Annotated in this window: 15 protein-coding genes; 6 read left to right on the top strand and 9 right to left on the bottom strand. The window is 75.1% G+C overall.

The genetic code is table 11. From position 1 onward, the window contains the following. Positions 1–43: 43 nt before the first annotated feature. Positions 44–1,051: an ABC transporter substrate-binding protein gene (locus tag GEV43_RS02485; RefSeq protein WP_160819300.1), complete on the bottom strand. Its 1,008-nt coding sequence runs from the start codon at positions 1,049–1,051 to the stop codon at positions 44–46. A gap of 78 nt (positions 1,052–1,129) precedes the next feature. Between GEV43_RS02485 and GEV43_RS02480 the strand changes: the two genes are divergently transcribed. From GEV43_RS02480 to GEV43_RS02460, 5 genes are read left to right on the top strand one after another with little or no spacing between them, the layout of a single operon-like run. Next, a complete protein-coding gene (locus GEV43_RS02480) occupies positions 1,130–2,290 on the top strand; it encodes an iron ABC transporter permease (protein ID WP_160819299.1) in 1,161 nt (386 codons plus the stop codon). Then, complete coding sequence (locus tag GEV43_RS02475) at positions 2,287–3,336, top strand: iron chelate uptake ABC transporter family permease subunit (RefSeq protein ID WP_164717167.1); 1,050 nt, start codon at positions 2,287–2,289, stop codon at positions 3,334–3,336. The genes GEV43_RS02480 and GEV43_RS02475 overlap by 4 nt, the downstream gene beginning before the upstream one ends. After that, the gene (locus GEV43_RS02470; protein ID WP_241682750.1) at positions 3,333–4,304 is read left to right on the top strand and encodes an ABC transporter ATP-binding protein; all 972 of its coding nucleotides are present in this window, start codon (positions 3,333–3,335) and stop codon (positions 4,302–4,304) included. The genes GEV43_RS02475 and GEV43_RS02470 overlap by 4 nt, the downstream gene beginning before the upstream one ends. 45 nt (positions 4,305–4,349) lie before the next feature. Continuing rightward, positions 4,350–5,804: an MFS transporter gene (locus GEV43_RS02465; protein ID WP_160819298.1), complete on the top strand. Its 1,455-nt coding sequence runs from the start codon at positions 4,350–4,352 to the stop codon at positions 5,802–5,804. Beyond that, complete coding sequence (locus GEV43_RS02460; RefSeq protein WP_160819297.1) at positions 5,801–6,271, top strand: MarR family winged helix-turn-helix transcriptional regulator; 471 nt, start codon at positions 5,801–5,803, stop codon at positions 6,269–6,271. The genes GEV43_RS02465 and GEV43_RS02460 overlap by 4 nt, the downstream gene beginning before the upstream one ends. Before the next feature lie 40 nt (positions 6,272–6,311). Here GEV43_RS02460 and GEV43_RS02455 read toward each other — a convergent pair whose 3' ends face one another. The 5 genes from GEV43_RS02455 to GEV43_RS02435 form a co-directional block, all read right to left on the bottom strand. After that, positions 6,312–7,649, bottom strand: coding sequence for an ABC transporter substrate-binding protein (locus tag GEV43_RS02455; RefSeq protein WP_164717166.1), 1,338 nt, complete (start codon positions 7,647–7,649; stop codon positions 6,312–6,314). Beyond that, positions 7,646–8,863 (bottom strand): branched-chain amino acid ABC transporter permease, encoded by a 1,218-nt coding sequence (locus tag GEV43_RS02450; protein ID WP_164717165.1) that lies wholly within the window; start codon positions 8,861–8,863, stop codon positions 7,646–7,648. Before GEV43_RS02450 ends, GEV43_RS02455 begins: the two co-directional genes overlap by 4 nt. Positions 8,864–9,013: 150 nt before the next feature. Further along, positions 9,014–9,745 (bottom strand): branched-chain amino acid ABC transporter permease, encoded by a 732-nt coding sequence (locus GEV43_RS02445; protein WP_241682749.1) that lies wholly within the window; start codon positions 9,743–9,745, stop codon positions 9,014–9,016. Beyond that, positions 9,742–10,617: an ABC transporter ATP-binding protein gene (locus tag GEV43_RS02440; RefSeq protein WP_160819296.1), complete on the bottom strand. Its 876-nt coding sequence runs from the start codon at positions 10,615–10,617 to the stop codon at positions 9,742–9,744. The genes GEV43_RS02445 and GEV43_RS02440 overlap by 4 nt, the downstream gene beginning before the upstream one ends. Continuing rightward, positions 10,614–11,444 carry an ABC transporter ATP-binding protein gene (locus GEV43_RS02435; protein WP_160819295.1) on the bottom strand — a complete coding sequence of 277 codons (831 nt, stop codon included), beginning with the start codon at positions 11,442–11,444 and terminating at the stop codon, positions 10,614–10,616. The genes GEV43_RS02440 and GEV43_RS02435 overlap by 4 nt, the downstream gene beginning before the upstream one ends. 217 nt (positions 11,445–11,661) lie before the next feature. Between GEV43_RS02435 and GEV43_RS02430 the strand changes: the two genes are divergently transcribed. Beyond that, positions 11,662–12,906: a CdaR family transcriptional regulator gene (locus GEV43_RS02430; RefSeq protein WP_160819294.1), complete on the top strand. Its 1,245-nt coding sequence runs from the start codon at positions 11,662–11,664 to the stop codon at positions 12,904–12,906. An 81-nt stretch (positions 12,907–12,987) separates the two neighbouring features. Here GEV43_RS02430 and GEV43_RS02425 read toward each other — a convergent pair whose 3' ends face one another. The 3 genes from GEV43_RS02425 to GEV43_RS02415 all read right to left on the bottom strand — a co-directional run bounded on the left by GEV43_RS02425 (position 12,988) and on the right by GEV43_RS02415 (position 16,753). Continuing rightward, the gene (locus GEV43_RS02425) at positions 12,988–14,442 is read right to left on the bottom strand and encodes an NAD(P)/FAD-dependent oxidoreductase (RefSeq protein WP_175249965.1); all 1,455 of its coding nucleotides are present in this window, start codon (positions 14,440–14,442) and stop codon (positions 12,988–12,990) included. Positions 14,443–14,564: 122 nt separating this feature from the next. Beyond that, entirely contained in the window at positions 14,565–15,188 is a 624-nt protein-coding gene (locus GEV43_RS02420; protein ID WP_206681042.1) for a hypothetical protein, read from the bottom strand. A gap of 191 nt (positions 15,189–15,379) precedes the next feature. Further along, positions 15,380–16,753, bottom strand: a complete 1,374-nt coding sequence (locus GEV43_RS02415; protein ID WP_160819292.1) for a wax ester/triacylglycerol synthase family O-acyltransferase — start codon at positions 16,751–16,753, stop codon at positions 15,380–15,382. Positions 16,754–16,778: the final 25 nt, after the last annotated feature.

Here is a 16,778-nt window from a genome sequence, read left to right as displayed (position 1 = left end):
GGCCGCGGTCGTCATGGACGCCTCCTTGGGCGGAACGGAAGGGTCAGGCCGTCTTCTTCGCCGACTGGACGGCCTTGGCGAGGGCTTCGAGGATCGGGGCGCATCCGGCGTACGAGAAGCGGGGCTCGGCCTGCCACGGGATGACCTGGCCGGCCTTCACGGCGGGCAGGTCCTTCCAGGACGGCTTGCCGCCGAGGTCCTTCGGCTGGAGGGCCTGGGTGCGGCTGTCGAGCATGATGAGGTCGGCCTTGTACTTGTCGGCGTTCTCCCAGCTCAGCTCCTCGAAGTAGCCCTGCTGGTTGAGCTTGTCCGGGGTGATGAGGTCGACGCCGAGCTGCCTGAAGTAGATGAGGTCGGTGTTCTTGGCGGGGTTGGAGGCGTAGAACAGGTCGGGGCTCGCGGACGCGGCGAGCACCTTCAGGCCGCCGTTCGCCTTCGCGGCGGCGCGGACGGCCTCGGCGGCCTTCTGGTAGCGGGCCTTGGCGGCGGTGACCTTGGGGGCGTTCAGGTCGGCGCCGAGGGACGCGGCGAGCTGCGCGTAGCGTTCGACGGGCTTGTCGAGGGGCGTCGCCCCGGCGGAGATCGCGACGCTCTTGGCCAGGCCGAAGATCTTGTCCTTGCTCTCCGCGGGCACGTAGAACAGGTCCGTACCGACGAACATGTTGTCGACGAGCAGCTCGGGCCGCAGCGAGGCGTACTTCTCGATGTTGAACTCGCCGAAGGCGTTGCCGATGATCGTGAGCCGGTCGACCGGCAGTTCGCCGGCCTGCGGGTCGGGCCGGCCGTCCTTCAGCTTGGTCGGGCCGAACACGCCGACGAGCTGCTCGTCCACGCCGAAGTCGTAGAGGGCGGCGGCCGAGCCGACGTAGGCGACGATCTTCTTCGGGCGCGCCTTCAGGCTGACCTTGGTGCCGCGGTCGTCGGTGAACGTCCAGCCGCCGCCCGAGGACGAGCCGCCGCCGTCGCCTCCGCCGCACGCGCTGATGAGGGCCCCGAGGGCGACGGCCCCGCCGGCCGAGAGGAGTCCGCGCCGGGAGAGATGGTTCGGCATTTTGGTCCGTTCTGTGATGCTTTATACGATGGCCGTCTCGGGCCGGAATTGGGGCTTAGGTTAACCTAACCTAACTAGATGTCCAGCGTCCCCCTCGGGAGCCCGCAGGTGTTCCACGCCACGTCAGCGCAGTCCCCGCCCCGGACGGCGCCCCCGGAAGAGCCCGCGCCGCGGCCGTCCGCGGCCGCCGCGCGCCCGCCCGCGAGCCGCCGCTCGGTCCGCGCGGCGGGTCTCGCCGTTTCGGTCCTGCTCCTGCTCGCCGTCCTCGTCCTCAGCCTCGCGGTGGGGGCCCGGCCGCTCTCGCTCGGCGACGCGTGGCGCGGGCTGTACGATTCCGGGTCGCCTGCCTACACCGTCGTCCACGAGATGCGGCTGCCGCGCACGCTGCTCGGCCTGCTCGCTGGCGCCGCGCTCGGCCTCGCGGGCGCGGTGATGCAGGCGCTGACCCGCAACCCGCTCGCCGACCCGGGGCTGCTCGGCATCAACGCGGGCGCGGCGGCGGTGGTGGTGACGGCGATCTCGTTCCTCGGGATCGGGTCGTTCACCGGGTTCGTGTGGTTCGCGTTCGCGGGCGCCGGGGCCGTCGCGGTGCTGCTGTACGCGGTCGGCGGCGGGCGCGGCGCCACCCCCGCGCGGCTCGCGCTCGCCGGGTCCGCGCTGAACGCGGCGCTGTTCTCCTACGTCAACGCCGTGCAGCTCCTCGACACCGCGTCGCTGGACAGGATGCGGTTCTGGACGGTCGGGTCGCTGGCCTCCGCGCAGACCTACACGATCGAACGCGTCGCGCCGTTCGTCCTCGCCGGGCTCGTGCTGGCGCTGCTGCTCGCGCGTCCGCTGAACGCGCTCGCGATGGGCGACGACTCCGCGCGCGCCCTCGGGGCGAACCCCGCGCGCACGCGCGTCGGCGCGATCGCGGCGGTGACGCTGCTGTGCGGCGCCGCGACGGCCGCGTGCGGGCCGATCGTGTTCGTCGGGCTGATGGTGCCGCACTTCGTGCGCGCGCTCACCGGACCCGACCTGCGCTGGCTGCTGCCGTACTGCGCGGTCCTGTCGCCGGTGCTGATGCTCGGCGCCGACGTCCTCGGCCGCGTCGTCGTCCGGCCGTCCGAGCTCCAGGTCGGGATCGTGATGGTCGTGCTCGGCGGGCCGGTGTTCCTCTACTTCGTCCGGCGGCCGCGCAGGCTCGGGACGCGGCGCCGCGCGAGCACGGGCGCGGCGCCGGAGGTGGCGGCGCCGTGACGGGCTCGTCGCGGTACGGCGTGATCCGCACGCCCGGCGGGCTGTCGCTGCGGTTCCGGCCGCGCGCGCTCGTCGTCGCGGGGGGCTGCCTGCTCCTCGCGCTCGCGCTCGGCGTGCTGCTGATCGGCAGCGGCGACTTCCCGATGAGCCCGCCGGACGTCGTCCGGACCCTGCTCGGGAACGGCGCGCCCGCCGACTCGCTCATCGTCAACCAGATCCGCCTCCCGCGGGTCGGCACCGCCCTCGCGGTCGGCGCCGCGCTCGGCCTCGCGGGGGCGATCTTCCAGTCGCTGGTGCGCAACCCGCTCGGCAGCCCCGACATGCTCGGCTTCAGCCAGGGCGCGGCCACCGGCGTGCTCGCGGGGATCGTGCTGGCGGGCGGCGGGGGCCTCGCCGTCGCGGGCGGCGCGGTCGGCGGCGGGCTGCTGACCGGCGTGCTGGTGTACGCGGTGGCGGGCCGGCACGGCGCGCACGGGCAGCGGCTGATCCTCGTCGGCGTCGGCGTCGCGGCCATCCTGACCGGCGTGAACGGCTACCTGCTCACGCGCGCGAAGATCACCGACGCGGCGCGGGCGGTGCTGTGGCTGACCGGCAGCCTGGACGGGCGGGACTGGGGCGACAGCGGCCCGCTGCTCGTCGCGCTCGCCGTCCTCGGCCCGGTCGTGCTGGTGTTCTGCGGGCGGGCGCTGCGGATGCTGGAGATGGGCGACGACGCCGCGCACGGGCTCGGCGTGCCGATCGAGCGGGTCCGGCTGATCCTGCTGGCCGCCGCGGTGCTGCTGGCCTCGTTCGCCGCGGCGGCGGCCGGGCCGGTCGCGTTCGTCGCGCTGAGCGCGCCGCAGCTCGCCCGGCGGCTGACCCGCACCGCCGGGCCCAACCTGCTGCCCGCGGCGTGCATGGGCGCGGCGCTGATGGTGGCGGCGGACTGGGTCGCGCAGCGCGCGTTCCCCGGCCACCAGCTCCCGGTCGGCGTGGTGACCGGGCTGCTCGGCGGCGGATATCTGGTGTGGCTTCTGGTGACCGAACGCAGGACGGGACGGATATGACGATCAGGCAGCACCCCACCTCCGGTGGCACGGCGTCCCCCTCGGACGGCCCGCCGCTCAGCGGCACGGAGACAGGCGGCGCGGCGGCCAACGGGGCGGCCTCCGCCGGGACGGCGCTCAGCGACACGGTGCCCGGCGCGGCGGGGGACGGCACGGCGGGGAACGGTGCGGCGGGGAACGGTGCGCGGCCGCCGCGGCTCGTCGGGGAAGGGCTGACGCTGGCGTACGACAAGCGGACGATCGCGGAGGGGCTCGACGTCGCGGTGCCCGACCGGTCGTTCACCGTGATCGTCGGGCCGAACGCGTGCGGCAAGTCGACGCTGCTGCGGGCCCTCGCGCGGATCCTCAAGCCCGCGGCGGGGACGGTCGTGCTCGACGGCGAGCGGATCGGCGCGTGGCCCGCCAAGAAGCTGGCCCGCACCCTCGGCCTGCTGCCCCAGTCGTCGATCGCGCCCGAGGGGATCACGGTCGCCGACCTGGTGGCGCGCGGCCGGTACCCGCACCAGGGCCTGCTGCGCCAGTGGTCCAGGGAGGACGAGCGGGTCGTCGCGGAGTCGATGGCCGCGACCGGCGTCGCCGACCTGGCGGAGCGGGCGGTGGACGAGCTGTCGGGCGGGCAGCGGCAGCGGGTGTGGATCGCGATGGCGCTCGCGCAGCAGACGCCGCTGCTGCTGCTGGACGAGCCGACGACCTACCTCGACATCGCGCACCAGATCGAGGTCCTGGACCTGTGCGCGGACCTGCACGAGAGCGGCCGGACGGTGGTCGCGGTGCTGCACGACCTGAACCACGCGGCCCGCTACGCCACGCACCTGATCGCGCTGCGGGACGGGCGGATCGCGGCGGAGGGCGCGCCGGGCGAGGTGGTGACGGCGGAGCTGGTGCGGGAGGTGTTCCGGCTGCCGTGCCGGGTGATCGAGGACCCGGAGACCGGGACCCCCCTGGTGGTGCCCGCGGCCCGAAGGTAGTTGTAGGCTTACAATGGTTTTAGTTCTACAACCATTGGAGACCGCTTGCCCGAGCTCAGCCACCGGCGCCGCCTGCTGATCCTGGGGATCTGCTGCATGAGCCTGCTGGTCGTCAGCCTCGACAACACCGTGCTGAACGTCGCGCTGCCCTCGATGCGGCGCGACCTGCACGCGTCGCTGTCGGGGCTCCAGTGGACGATCGACGCCTACCTCATCGTCCTCGCGTCCCTGCTCATCCTGTCCGGATCGACCGCCGACCGGATCGGCCGCCGCCGGGTCTTCCAGACCGGGCTGGTGCTGTTCACCACCGGCTCGCTGCTGTGCAGCCTCGCGCCGTCCCTCGGCTGGCTCGTCGCGGCGCGCGTGCTCCAGGCGGTCGGCGGGTCGATGCTCAACCCGGTCGCGATGTCGATCATCACCAACACCTTCACCGAGCCGCGCGAGCGGGCGCGCGCGATCGGCGCGTGGGGCGCGGTCATCGGGCTCAGCATGTCGGCCGGGCCCGTGATCGGCGGGCTGCTGGTGGACGGCGTCGGCTGGCGCTCGATCTTCTGGGTGAACCTGCCGATCGGGCTGGCCGCGCTCGCGCTCACCGCGCGGTTCGTGCCCGAGTCGCGCGCCGAGCGGCCCCGCCGCCCGGACCCCGCCGGGCAGCTCCTGATGATCCTCGCGCTCGGCACCGTGACGTACGCGATCATCGAGGGCGCCTCGCTCGGCTGGGGCTCCCCGGCCGTCCTCGGCTGCGCCGCCGTCGCCGTGCTCGCGCTCGCCGGGTTCGTGTGGCACGGGTTCCGGACCGCCGAGCCGCTGATCGACCCGCGGTTCTTCGGCAGCGCGCCGTTCGCCGGGGCGACCGCCATCGCGGTCTGCGCGTGCGCGGCGCTCGCCGGGTTCCTCTACGTCAACTCGCTCTACTTGCAGAACGTGCGGGGCCTGTCGGCGCTGCACGCGGGGCTCTACCTGCTGCCGATGGCGGCGATGAACGGGGTGTTCGCGCCGGTGTCGGGGCGGCTGGTCGGCAGCCGCGGGCCGCGCCTGCCGCTCCAGCTCGCGGGCGTGACGATGCTGGCGGCCATGCTGCTGTTCGCCGCGTTCGAGGCCGAGACGAACGACGCGCTGCTGTTCACCTCCTACGTCCTGTTCGGGATCGGGTTCGGCCTGGTGAACGCGCCGATCACCAACACCGCGGTGTCCGGGATGCCGCGCGCGCAGGCGGGCGCCGCCGCGGCCGTCGCGTCCACCAGCCGCCAGGTCGGCAACGCGCTCGGCGTCGCGGTGATCGGGTCGGTGCTCGCGACGGGCCTGGCCGCCGGCCCGCACGCCTCCTTCGTCTCCGCCGCCCGCCCGGCATACTGGATTATGGCGGCGTGCGCGGCGGCCGTGCTGGTGCTCGGGACGGTCACCACCGGACGGTGGGCCGCCCGCAGCGCCGCCCGCACCGCGGCGCTGCTGCAGTCCGGCCCCGATCCCGACCCGAGGACGACCACGGTGAAAGCATGACCGGCACCCCGCCGTCCCCGGCCCCCGCCGTGCCGTCCGCCGCGTCGCGGGAGGCCGCCGAGCGGGCGTGGCACAACCTGCGCGTCCTGCTGCACGAGCGCTCCGACAAGCGCCGCGAGGTCTCCGAGCGGCTCGGGCTGAGCTTCTTCCGGGTCAAGGCGCTGCGCCGCCTGCTCGCGCACGGGCCGCTCACGCTGCGCGGCCTCGCCGACGCGCTGCTCACCGACCGCCCGTACGCCACGCTCGTGGTGGACGCCCTGGAACGGCGCGGCCTGGTGGAGCGCACCCCGAACCCGGCCGACCGCCGTTCCAAGATCGTCACGTTGACGGCGGAGGGCCGCGCGACGGCCGAGGAGGCGGAGCGCATCCTCGCCGCCCCGCCCCCGGCCGTCCTCGGCCTCCCGCCGGAGGACCTGGCGGCCCTCGACCGCATCGCCGCCCACCTGGTCGAGACCCCCGACGCCTGAGCCCGGCCCGGCCCCGCCCGGCCGGACGGTCCCGCGACGCTCAGCCGCCCGCGGGCACCCGGTAGCCCTTCGCCTCGGGCGACTCCTCGGCCCCGCGCTGCACCGCGAGGCCGCCGAGCGCCTTCGCGTCGGTGCGCAGGATGTAGGTCTTGCGGGTGGCCGGACGGTCGTAGTGCCCGAACTCCATCGGCGTCCCGTAGCCGTCGTCGTACACCCCGCCCGAACGGTGCGCCGTGATCACGCCCTCCCTGGTCAGGTCCTTGGCCTGGCACGCCTTCTTCAGGGCGCTGGTGAAGATCAGCGCGTTGGTGTAGCCGTTGACCACGGCGTTGTCGCGGGGCTGCCCCGGGTACTTCCTGCCGTACGCGTCGGCGAGCCTGCGGACGGGCGCGAGGTCCGCGCCGATCGGGGCGCCCGCGCTCGCCAGGTAGAAGTCCTTCAGCAGGGCGGGCGCGGCGGGCGTCTGGAGGAGCTGCGGGGAGAAGCCCGAGTTGCTCGCCACGATCGGCACCGTCATGCCCTTCGCGCGCGCGACGCCCGCGAGCGACGCCGACTGGCGCGGCCCCGCGCTCATCAGGATCGCGTCCACCCCGGCGCTCTTGAACGCCGACACCTGCGCGGTCATGTCGTTGTCGCTCGCCTTGATCTTCTGCTCGACGAGCGTCAGGCCGAGCCTGCGCGCGGCGTACTTCGAGCCGTTCAGCGCGGACTCGCCGTAGTCGCCCTCGAAGTACACGTGCCCGATCTTGGCGCCCTTCCCGATGCCCTTCTCCTTGGTGAGGAAGTCCAGCGCGTTGACCATGTCGATGTCGTACGTGGTGCCGGTGACCTGGATGTAGCGGTTGCCGAGCAGCGTCGTCGCCCACGCGTTCGGGAGCACGAACATCTTGTCGGACGTGATCCGCCCCTTCAGCGCCGTCACCATCGGCGACCCGATGAACTGCGCGATGCCGACCACGCTCGACTGCATCTCGCTGTAGGCGGCCATCGCGCGCTGCACGTCGTAGCCGTGGTCGCGCACGACCGGCTCGATCCTGCGCCCGCAGACGCCGCCCGCCGCGTTGACCTCCTCGAAGTACATCCGCTGCGCCTGCGTGAGGCTCTTGCCGAGCGGCGCGTACACGCCGGTGAGGTCGGTGGCGATGCCGACGCGGATCTTGTCGGCGGTGACGCCGGGGCCCATCTTCACGCCGTCGCCCGCGGTGCTGCCCGAGCCGTCGTTGGCCTTGCCGCTGCACGCGGCGCCGAGCGCGGCGAGCATCGCCGCCGCGACGGCCGCCGCGACCGTACGGCGCGCGGCGCGGGACGGGGCCGGGCCGGTCGGGAAGGACGGGGCCGGGCCGGTCGGGGTGTGTCTCGTTCGTCCGGTGGAAGTCATGCCGGTTGCTCCTCTTCGTCGAGCCGGGGGACGGGCCGGCGGGGGCCGCGGCGCGGGGTCGCGGCGGCGCGCAGCCGCGACCAGAGCCCGAGCAGCCCGCCGGGAAGGAACAGGACCACGGCGACGACGGCGGCGCCGTACAGGATGCGGGACGCCTCGGCGGGGGAGACGCCGCCGGAGCCGGGCGCGGCGACGAGGGGCAGGTCGTCGCCGTAGCGGGTGAGGAGCTGCGGGAGCGCGGAGACGAACACCGCGCCCGCCACCGCGCCGGCGGCGGTGCCGAGCCCGCCGATGACGATCATGGCGAGGTAGTCCAGGGACAGGAACATGCCGAAGTACTCGGGGACGGTGCGGCGGAACACCAGCGCGAGCAGCGCCCCCGCCGCGCCCGCGTACATGGAGGACAGCACGAACACGCCCGCGCGGTACCGGGCCACGGGCACGCCCATGACGGCGGCGGCGACCTCGCGGTCGCGGATGGTGTTGAGCGCGCGGCCGGGCCGCCCGCGCAGCACGCCGCGCGCGGTCCAGGCGGCGGGGACGAGCAGCGCGAGGCCGAGGAACCAGAGCCGTTCGAGCGCGCCGAGCGGGACGTCGAACAGCACCAGCCCCGGGGAGTCGTCGAAAGCCAGACCGGGGAGGCGCAGCGGCGGGACGTCCCGGCCGTTGAACCCGCCGGTGAGGCTCCCGGCGTTGAACAGCACGTGCTGCCCGATGAAGATCAGCGCGAGCGACGCGATGCCGAGGTAGGTGCCGCGCAGCCGCCCGGCGATCGGGCTGAACAGCCCGCCCGCGGCCCCCGCGAGGACGATCGCGCCGAGGAACGCCAGGGGCGTCGGCAGGCCGAGGCCCGCCAGGTGCGGGCCGGAGTCCGAGGCGAGGTACACGTAGCCGTACGCGCCGACCGCGAGGAAGAACGCGTGCCCCATCGAGAGCTGCCCGGTCGCGCCGGTGAGCAGGTTCAGGCCGATCGCGCCGATCGCCGCCGACATCGCGAACAGCCCGGTCTGGAGCCAGAACGCGCCGAGGTAGAACGGCAGCGCGAGCAGCACGAGGAACCCGGCGGCGCCCGCGAGGACCGCCGGGCGCCGCAAACCGGCGAGCGGCTGCGCGAGCGCGGCGGCGCGGCCGGGCGTTCCGGTACGGGCCCGGCCGGGCGCGCGGTCCGGCGCGCGGCCCGGCGCGCCGTCCGGTGGCGGGGACGGGTCAGACACGGGTCAGCTCCCTCGTCCCGAACAGCCCGGCGGGCCGGACGAGCAGCACCGCCAGCATGACCAGGAACGGCGCGACCTCCCCGATGCCGCGTCCGAGGAACGCCAGGTCGCCCTGGTAGCCGGTGACCAGCGACTCGGTCAGCCCGATGATCAGGCCGCCGGCGAGCGCGCCGGTGGTGGAGTCGAGCCCCCGAGGATCGCGGCGGGGAACGCCTTCATCGCAGCGAACGAGGTGCCGCGGTCCAGGCCCGGCGTCGGGAAGACGGTGAGGAACAGCGCCGCGACGGCCGCGAGCGCGCCCGCGAGGGCCCACGCGCCGAGCGACACCCGGGTCAGCCGCACGCCCATCAGCGCGGCCGTCTCGCCGTCCTCGGCGGCGGCGCGCATCGCGACGCCCCACGAGGTGTGGCGGAACGCCAGCAGGAACGCGGTGATCAGGACGGTCGCCGTGACCAGGGCCGCGATCCGCGTCTCGGCGACGCTCACGCCCGCGACGGTGACGATCCGGTCGCGCCACGGGTCGCCGAGCGACAGCACCTCGGTGCCGATGCGCCGGGTCAGCTCGGTGGTGAGCACGATGTCCACGCCGATCGTCACGATCGCGAGGACGGCGTGGTTCTCGACCCGCGCGCGGCGCAGCACCAGCACCTCGACCAGCGCTCCGGCGCCGGCGGCCGCCGCGATCCCGGCGCCGAGCGCGAGGAGGAACCCGAGGTCGTCGTGCAGGACCGCGGTGACGTAGCCGCCGGCGAGCAGCAGCGAGGCGTGCGCGAAGTTGACCACCTCGGTGGCCTTGAAGATGATCACGAAGCCGAGGGCGATCAGCGCGTACACCGACCCCATCGACACCCCGTTGACCACCAGTTCGACGAACGTGCTCAACCCGGCTCCCCGCCCTTCCCGCCCTCGGCGGAGTCGTGTGCGTCGTGCGCGTCGTGCGCGTCGCTCTCGGCGGTGCCGCGCGCGGCGGCGCCGCCGAGGTAGGCGCGGACGACGGCGGGGTCGCGCTGCACCTCGCCCGGCGGGCCGTCCGCGATGCGCCGCCCGAAGTCCAGGACGGTGACGCGGTCGGCGAGCCGCATCACCATGCCCATGTCGTGCTCGACCAGCAGGACCGTCATGTCCAGGTCCGCGCGGGCGGCGAGCACGACCTCGGCCATCCGCCGACGCTCGCCGCCGTCCATCCCGGCGACGGGCTCGTCCAGCAGGAGCAGGCTCGGCTCCATCGCGAGCGCCCGCGCCAGCTCCACCCGCTTCTGCGCGCCGTACGGCAGCGTCCCCGCGGGCGCGCCGAGGTGCTCGTCCACGCCGACGAACCGGGCGATCTCCCGCACGCGCGCGCGGTGCCGGGCGTCCTCGCGGCGGGCGCGCGGCAGCCGCAGCCCCGCCGAGGCGAACCCGGCGCGGGTCAGCCGGTGCCGCCCGAGCATCAGGTTGTCCTCGACGGTCTGCCGCCCCGACAGCGCGATGTTCTGGAACGTGCGGGCGACGCCGAGCGCGGCGATCCGGTGCGGGGCGAGCCCGGTCAGCTCGCCGCCGCCGAAGCGGACGCTGCCCGCCGCGGCCCGGTAGACGCCCGACAGCACGTTGAAGCAGGTCGACTTGCCCGCGCCGTTCGGGCCGATGAGCGCGTGGACGGTGCCGGGCGCGACGGTGAACGACACGCCGTCCAGCGCGGTCAGCCCCGCGAACCGCACGGTCAGGCCGGTGACGGTGAGGCCGTTCGCGCCGTCCACGCTGTTCGCGCCGTTCATCCGGTCCACCTCGCCAGCGTCGGCCGGTCGCCGCGCCCGGCCGCGGCGTCCGCGGCGTCGCCGGTGTCCTCGCCGCGCTCGGTCGGGGGCGCGGCGGCGCCGAGGTAGCGGCGGCGCAGCTCGTCCCCGGCGGCGAGGTCGGCGGACGCGCCGCGCGCCGCGACCTCGCCGACCTCCAGCACGTACGCGGTGGACGCCAGTTCGAGGGCGAGCGCCGCGTTCTGCTCGACCAGCAGCACCGAGGTGCCCTGCCGGTTGATCTCGGCGACCGTCGCGCCGATCCGGGCGGCGACGAGGGGCGCGAGGCCGAGCGTCGGCTCGTCCAGCAGCAGTACCGACGGGCGCGCCATCAGCGCGCGGCCGATCGCGAGCATCTGCTGCTCGCCGCCCGACAGCAGGCCGGCCCGCTGCCGCGCCCGTTCGGCGAGGACGGGGAACAGGTCGAGGACGCGCGCGCGGGCCTCGGCCGTCCCGGCGCGGCCCCGGGCGCCGAGCGCGCCGGCCTTGAGGTTCTCCTCGACGGTGAGGCGGCCGAAGACGCGGCGGCCCTCCGGCACCTGCACGACCCCGGTCCGGACGACGGCGGCGGGCCGCAGCCCCGTGAGGGCCCGCCCGCCCAGCCGGACGCCGCCCGCGTCGACGCCGCCCCGGTGGAACGGCAGCGTGCCCGAGATCGCGCGCAGCAGGCTCGTCTTGCCCGCGCCGTTCGCGCCGAGCACCGCCGTGACCGATCCGGCGGGCACGTCGAGCGACACGCCGCGCAGCGCCCGCACGGCCCGTCCGTAGCTGACCGACAGATCCCGGACCTCAAGATTCCCGCTCGCCATGGGCGCCTCCGAGAGCCGTGGGCGGTGGTGTGGCAGGCACCGAAACACGGGACGCCGAACAGCGTCTACGGGCGGCGCGCAAGACGGGGCACGCGTCCAAGCGAACGGCATTCGGGTTGTGTGCGGGCACAGCTCCCCGGCCGGAGGTTGCGAGCCCCTGGCGGATATCCGACACTTCGTGACAAAGTGATCTGGCTCACTCGCGGAGGTCGCCGCCATGCCGTCTGCCGCCAGCGCCGCCGTCCCGCCGGTCCCCGCGCGCGGGCCGTCGCGGGACGCCCCCGCGAGGCTCGCCAGGTCGGCGTCGGGGCGGCTGACCTCGCAGGTGCCCGAGCTCGCCGACCGCCTCGTCGCGGACGTGCTGGCCGAGGACCCGTCGTACGTGGAGTTCGTGCCGCGCGACGAGTTCTGGGAGTCGGTCCGCGACAGCCTGGAGGCGGGCATCGAGCAGATGGCCCAGCGCGCCCGCGGCGAGCGCCTCGACCTGTCGGTCGCCGCCCGCATCGGCCGCCGCCGCGCCGAGCAGGGCCTGCCGCTGGAGTCCCTGCTGCGCTGCTACCGCATCGGCGGCCGGGTCGTGTGGGAGGCGCTCATCGACGTGGTGTCCGAGGACGACCCCGACGCCCTCGCCGTCCTGCTGCGGTACGCCAGCACGGTCTGGCACACGATCGAGCTCCAGTCCACCGTCGTGGCCGACTCGTACCGCCGGACGGAGTCGGAGCTGCTGCGCCGCAACGCCGAGCGGGTGCGGGCGCTGCTCGACGCGCTGCTGGAGGGGCGCGGCGCGGACGGGGGCCTCGCCAACGCAGCGGCCGCCGCGCTCGACCTGCCCGAGCACGGCCGGTACGCAGTGGCGGTGCTGCGGCCGCCGCGCCGCGACCCTGGGCTGGAACGGCCCGAGCGGATCGGCGGCGCGCGGTTCGTGTGGCGGATGCGCACCGACACCGAGGTCGGCGTCGCCTCGCTCGGCGACCTGGACGTGGCCGGCGTGGTCGAGGCGCTGCGCCCGTACGTGGCGGGCGAGGCGGGTGTCAGCACGGTCGCCGAGGGCCTCGCCGGGCTCGGCCGCGCCCGCTGGCTCGCGGAGGTCGCGCTCGGCACCTGCCGTCCGGGCGAGCGGCGGATCGTCCGCCTCGACGACCACCTGCCGGCCGCGCTGGTCGCGGCGCAGCCGGAGCTGGCGGCGCTGCTGAGCGCCCAGGTCCTCGGCCCGCTCGGCGGCCTGGACCCCGGCGACCGCGAGGTGCTGCTCGACACCCTCGCGACCTGGTTCGACTGCGAGGGGTCCGCGACCCGTACCGCCGGGCTCCTCTACTGCCACCGCAACACGGTCTTCAACCGCCTGCGCAGGCTGGAGCAGCTCACCAGCAGGTCCCTGCACCGGCCGCGGGACGTGGTGGAGCTGGCGCTCGCGCTGGACGCCACCCACCAGTCGGCCCCGGCGCCCGCCGCACCCCGCTGACTCCCGACGCGGACGGGCTCTGCCGGACGGGCTCTGCCGGACGGGCTCTGCCGGACGGGTTCCGTCGGACGGGCCCCGCGGTCAGGTCGTCTCGAAGTCGCGGAGGGCGGGCTCCCTCAGCATCCGGGCGTGGGCGCGCGGCGTCCAGGGCCACAGTTCGGGCAGCCCGTCCCGGCCGAGGTACCAGCTCGCGCAACCGGACGTCCAGATGGTGCGGGGGAGCGCGCGCCGCAGCGCGTCGTTGAACCGGTCGGTCGCCTCGGCGGTCGGCGCGGCGGTCTTGACGAGCCCCGCGCGGTGGCGGCGGATCCAGCCGAGGATGTACGCCGCCTGCGCCTCCGCGATCGCGATGAGGGAGTAGTTGCCGATCGGGCTGTGCGGGCCCATCAGCATGAAGAAGTTGGGGAACCCGGGCAGCGCGACCGTCCGGTACGCGCGCGGGCCGTCCGCCCAGGCGTCCTCCAGCGTGCGGCCGTCCGGGCCGGTCACCGTCATCGGGCGGACGTAGGCGTGCGCGTCGAACCCGGTCGCGAGGACGAGCACGTCCGCCTCGTGCAGCGTGCCGTCGGCGGTGACGATCCCGCGGGGCTCGACGTGGTCGATCGGGCTGGTGACGACGTCCACGTCGTCGCGCTGCACCGCGTCGTAGAAGCCGTCGGACGCGATGAGGCGCTTGCACATCGGCTCGTCCGGCGGGGTGAGGCGGCGGCGCAGGTCCGGGTCGCGCACCTTGGCGAGGTTGCGGCGGACGAGGCGGCCGATGAGGCGGCGCTGCCAGCCGTCCCGGACGAGGGCGCGCGACAGCACCGCGCTGATGAGGAACTCGTACCAGCGGTACCCGAGCCGGTCGAGCCGCGGCAGGGCCCGGTGCGCTGCGCGGGTGAGGCGGCCGTAGCGCCGGTTCGGCGTCGGCAGGATCCACTGCGCGGTGCGCTGGAAGAGCAGCAGGCGCCCGGCCGTCCCGGCGAGGGCGGTGGTGATCTGCACGCCGGTCGAGCCCGTCCCGACGACCGCGACGCGGCGGCCGCGCGGGTCGGCGCTGTGGTCCCAGCGGGCCGAGTGGAAGCACGGTCCGGCGAACGAGTCGAGCCCCGGGATCTCGGGCAGGCGCGGATGGTGCAGCACGCCGGTGGCGGTGACGAGGAAGTCGGCCTCGTCGGCGGTCGCCGCGCCGCCCGGCCCCGCGACCGCGACGTGCCAGCGGCCCGCCCGGTGCTCCGCGCCGGTGACCTCGGCGCCGAACACGATGTGCTCGCGGAGGCCGTGGGCGTCGGCGACCCGGTCCAGGTACGCGCGGATCTCCGCGCCCGGCGAGTACAGCCGCGTCCAGCCGGGATTGGGCGCGAACGTGAACTGGTAGAAGCGCGAGGGAACGTCGCAGGTCAGGCCGGGATAGGTGTTGTCGCGCCAGGTGCCGCCGGCCGAGCCGCCCTTCTCGTACACGGTGAAGTCGCGCAATCCCGCCCGCTTGAGGAGCACGCCCATGCACAGCCCGGACATGCCCGCCCCGACGATCACGATCCTCGGCTCGCCCATGCCGATAAGTAAACACTGACGCCCGGTCGCCGCCAAGGAGCCGCGAGCGGAAGGCGCGGGCGGGAGTCGCGCGCCGGGAGCCGCGCGCCGGGAGCCGCGCGCCGGGAGCCGCGGGCCGCGGGTCAGGAGGGGCGGTTGTGTCCCGCGTCGGCGTCCATCCGGGCCCACGCGGCGTCCCACAGCGCGTCGCGGTACCGGTCGCAGCGCCGCCTGGCCAGCGCGTACGCCAGCAGCAGCGGGAGCCCGACCGCGAGCACGGCGGCGGCCCCGGCGTACGCGGCGTCGGTCAGCGTCCGGCTGTGCGGGCGGGGGCGGACGGTCGGATCGCCGTCGGCGTCCACCCAGATGTCGCGCTGCGCGCCCGCCCGGACCTTCCTCCACGCGGGCAGCGAGCCGGTGCGGGGCTTGCCGTTCGGCGCCGTCCACCGCGCCTGGACGGTCTCGTGGATGTAGCGGTCGCCGGTCGAGCCGATCCCGCCGGTGCTCACCACGGTCGCGACCACCTGGTGGCGGCTCGCGCGCTCCACCCGCTCGGCCCGCGAGCCGGCGTCGTACGACCAGCCCGCCGCCCACGCGGCGAGCGGCGGGGCCGCGGCGAGCAGGACGGACAGCAGGGCCAGCGCGATCCCGCGCTGGACCCGGTCGACGCGGCGGCGCAGGCCGCTGCGCTCAAGCCCCAGCCGCCGTCGCAGCGTCCTGCGCGGCGGGCCGTCCCGGCCGATGCCGAACCTGCGCAACGTCGTCACCTCCCCGGCGAGCGCACTCCCGGTAAGAGGCCATTAGCCATCTTTTCCCAGGATATTCCTGTCCGCGTTGATCGGCACTAGTGCGGGAGCGGATTCCTTCATGGAACGCACCCGCGGGCCCTGTGCGGGCGGCCGATCCGGCGCCGGCGCGCCACGCCCGGGTGCGGGGCCGCGCCGGCACCGGGTGCCGTTCAGCGGCCGGCCGCCTTGACCAGCTCGTCGAACCCGCCCTGGACCCCCTTGGCGAGGACGTCCAGGTCGGGCATCGCGTCGAAGTCGCCCGTGATGCCGAAGTGCAGTGTGCCGCAGTACGACACGATCGCCGTCGCCACCCGGATCCCGCCGGTCAGCGGCACGTACGGGTGCATCTCCAGCACCCGGCGGCCCATCACGTACAGCGGGAAGTCGGGTCCCGGCACGTTCGTGGTGACCGTCTGGACGATGTCCTGCCGCAGCCGCACCGGGAGCCGCGCGCCGAGGGACAGCAGCGCGGGCGCGACGGCCGCGTCCGTCAGCCGCGTCAGCGTCCGGGTGCCCGCCGCCTGGTTGCTGCGCTTGACGTCGTCGGTCTGCTCGCGGATCCGGCGCAGCCGTTCGAGCGGGTCGGCGACCCCGACCGGGAGGTTGACGAAGACGGCGGCGACGCGGTTGTTCAGCTCGCCGCGCTCGCCGGTCGTGCGGACCGACACCGGCACCGCCGACCGCACCACCGTGTCGGCGGAGAGCGTGCCGCGCGCGTTCAGCAGGTCCCGGTACGCCGCCGCGACCGCGGTGAGGACGACGTCGTTGACCGTGCCGCCGAGCGCCTTGCGGACCGCCTTCGCGTCGGCGAGCGGGACCTGCTGCCAGCACCACCGCCGGTGCGGCCCGATCGGCCCGTTCAGCGAACCCGCCGACGGGCTGGCGAACCGCGCCGTCGTGCGGCTCAGGCCGAGCGCGAACTCGCGGAGCTGCCGCGCCTCCCGCACGACGCCCGCGCCGCGCGCCACGTCCCGGGCCTGCCGGACGGGCTGGGAGACGCCGCGCCGCGCCGAGTCGAGCAGCAGGCCCAGCGCGGACGGCTCGGGCTCCGGCTCCCACGCCGCGGGCTCGCCGGGCGGCTCGTACCCGGGTTCGAGGTCGAACATCACGGTCGCCAGGTCCATCCCGGCCACGCCGTCCACCATGCAGTGGTGCACCTTGGCGATCAGCGCCCAGCGGCCGTCCTCCAGCCCCTCGACCAGCCAGATCTCCCACAGCGGCTTGCCGGGGTCGAGGCGCTGCGCGAGCACCCGCCCGGCGAGGTTGCGGAGCTGCTCGTCCGTGCCCGGCGCCGGGAGCGCCGTGTGCCGCACGTGGTAGAGGACCTGGAAGTGCGGGTCGTCCGCCCAGACCGGCCGGCCGAGGTGCAGCGGCACCGGGCGGACGCGCTGCCGGTAGCGCGGGACGAGGGGGAGCTTGGCGACGATCGTCCGGATCAGGTCCCCGTACGAGGGGGCCGGCCCTTCGAACACGATCACCGACGCCACGTGCAGGGGCGTGTTCTCGTCCTCCAGGAGGTAGAAGCTGGCGTCCAGTCCGCTCATCCGATGCACGGCCTCAGCGTCTCCT

Origin of the sequence: Actinomadura sp. J1-007, from assembly GCF_009793335.1 — a bacterium.
GTDB classification, from domain to species: Bacteria; Actinomycetota; Actinomycetes; order Streptosporangiales; family Streptosporangiaceae; genus Spirillospora; species Spirillospora yumaensis.
This window is presented reverse-complemented; position numbering and strand designations above follow the sequence as displayed.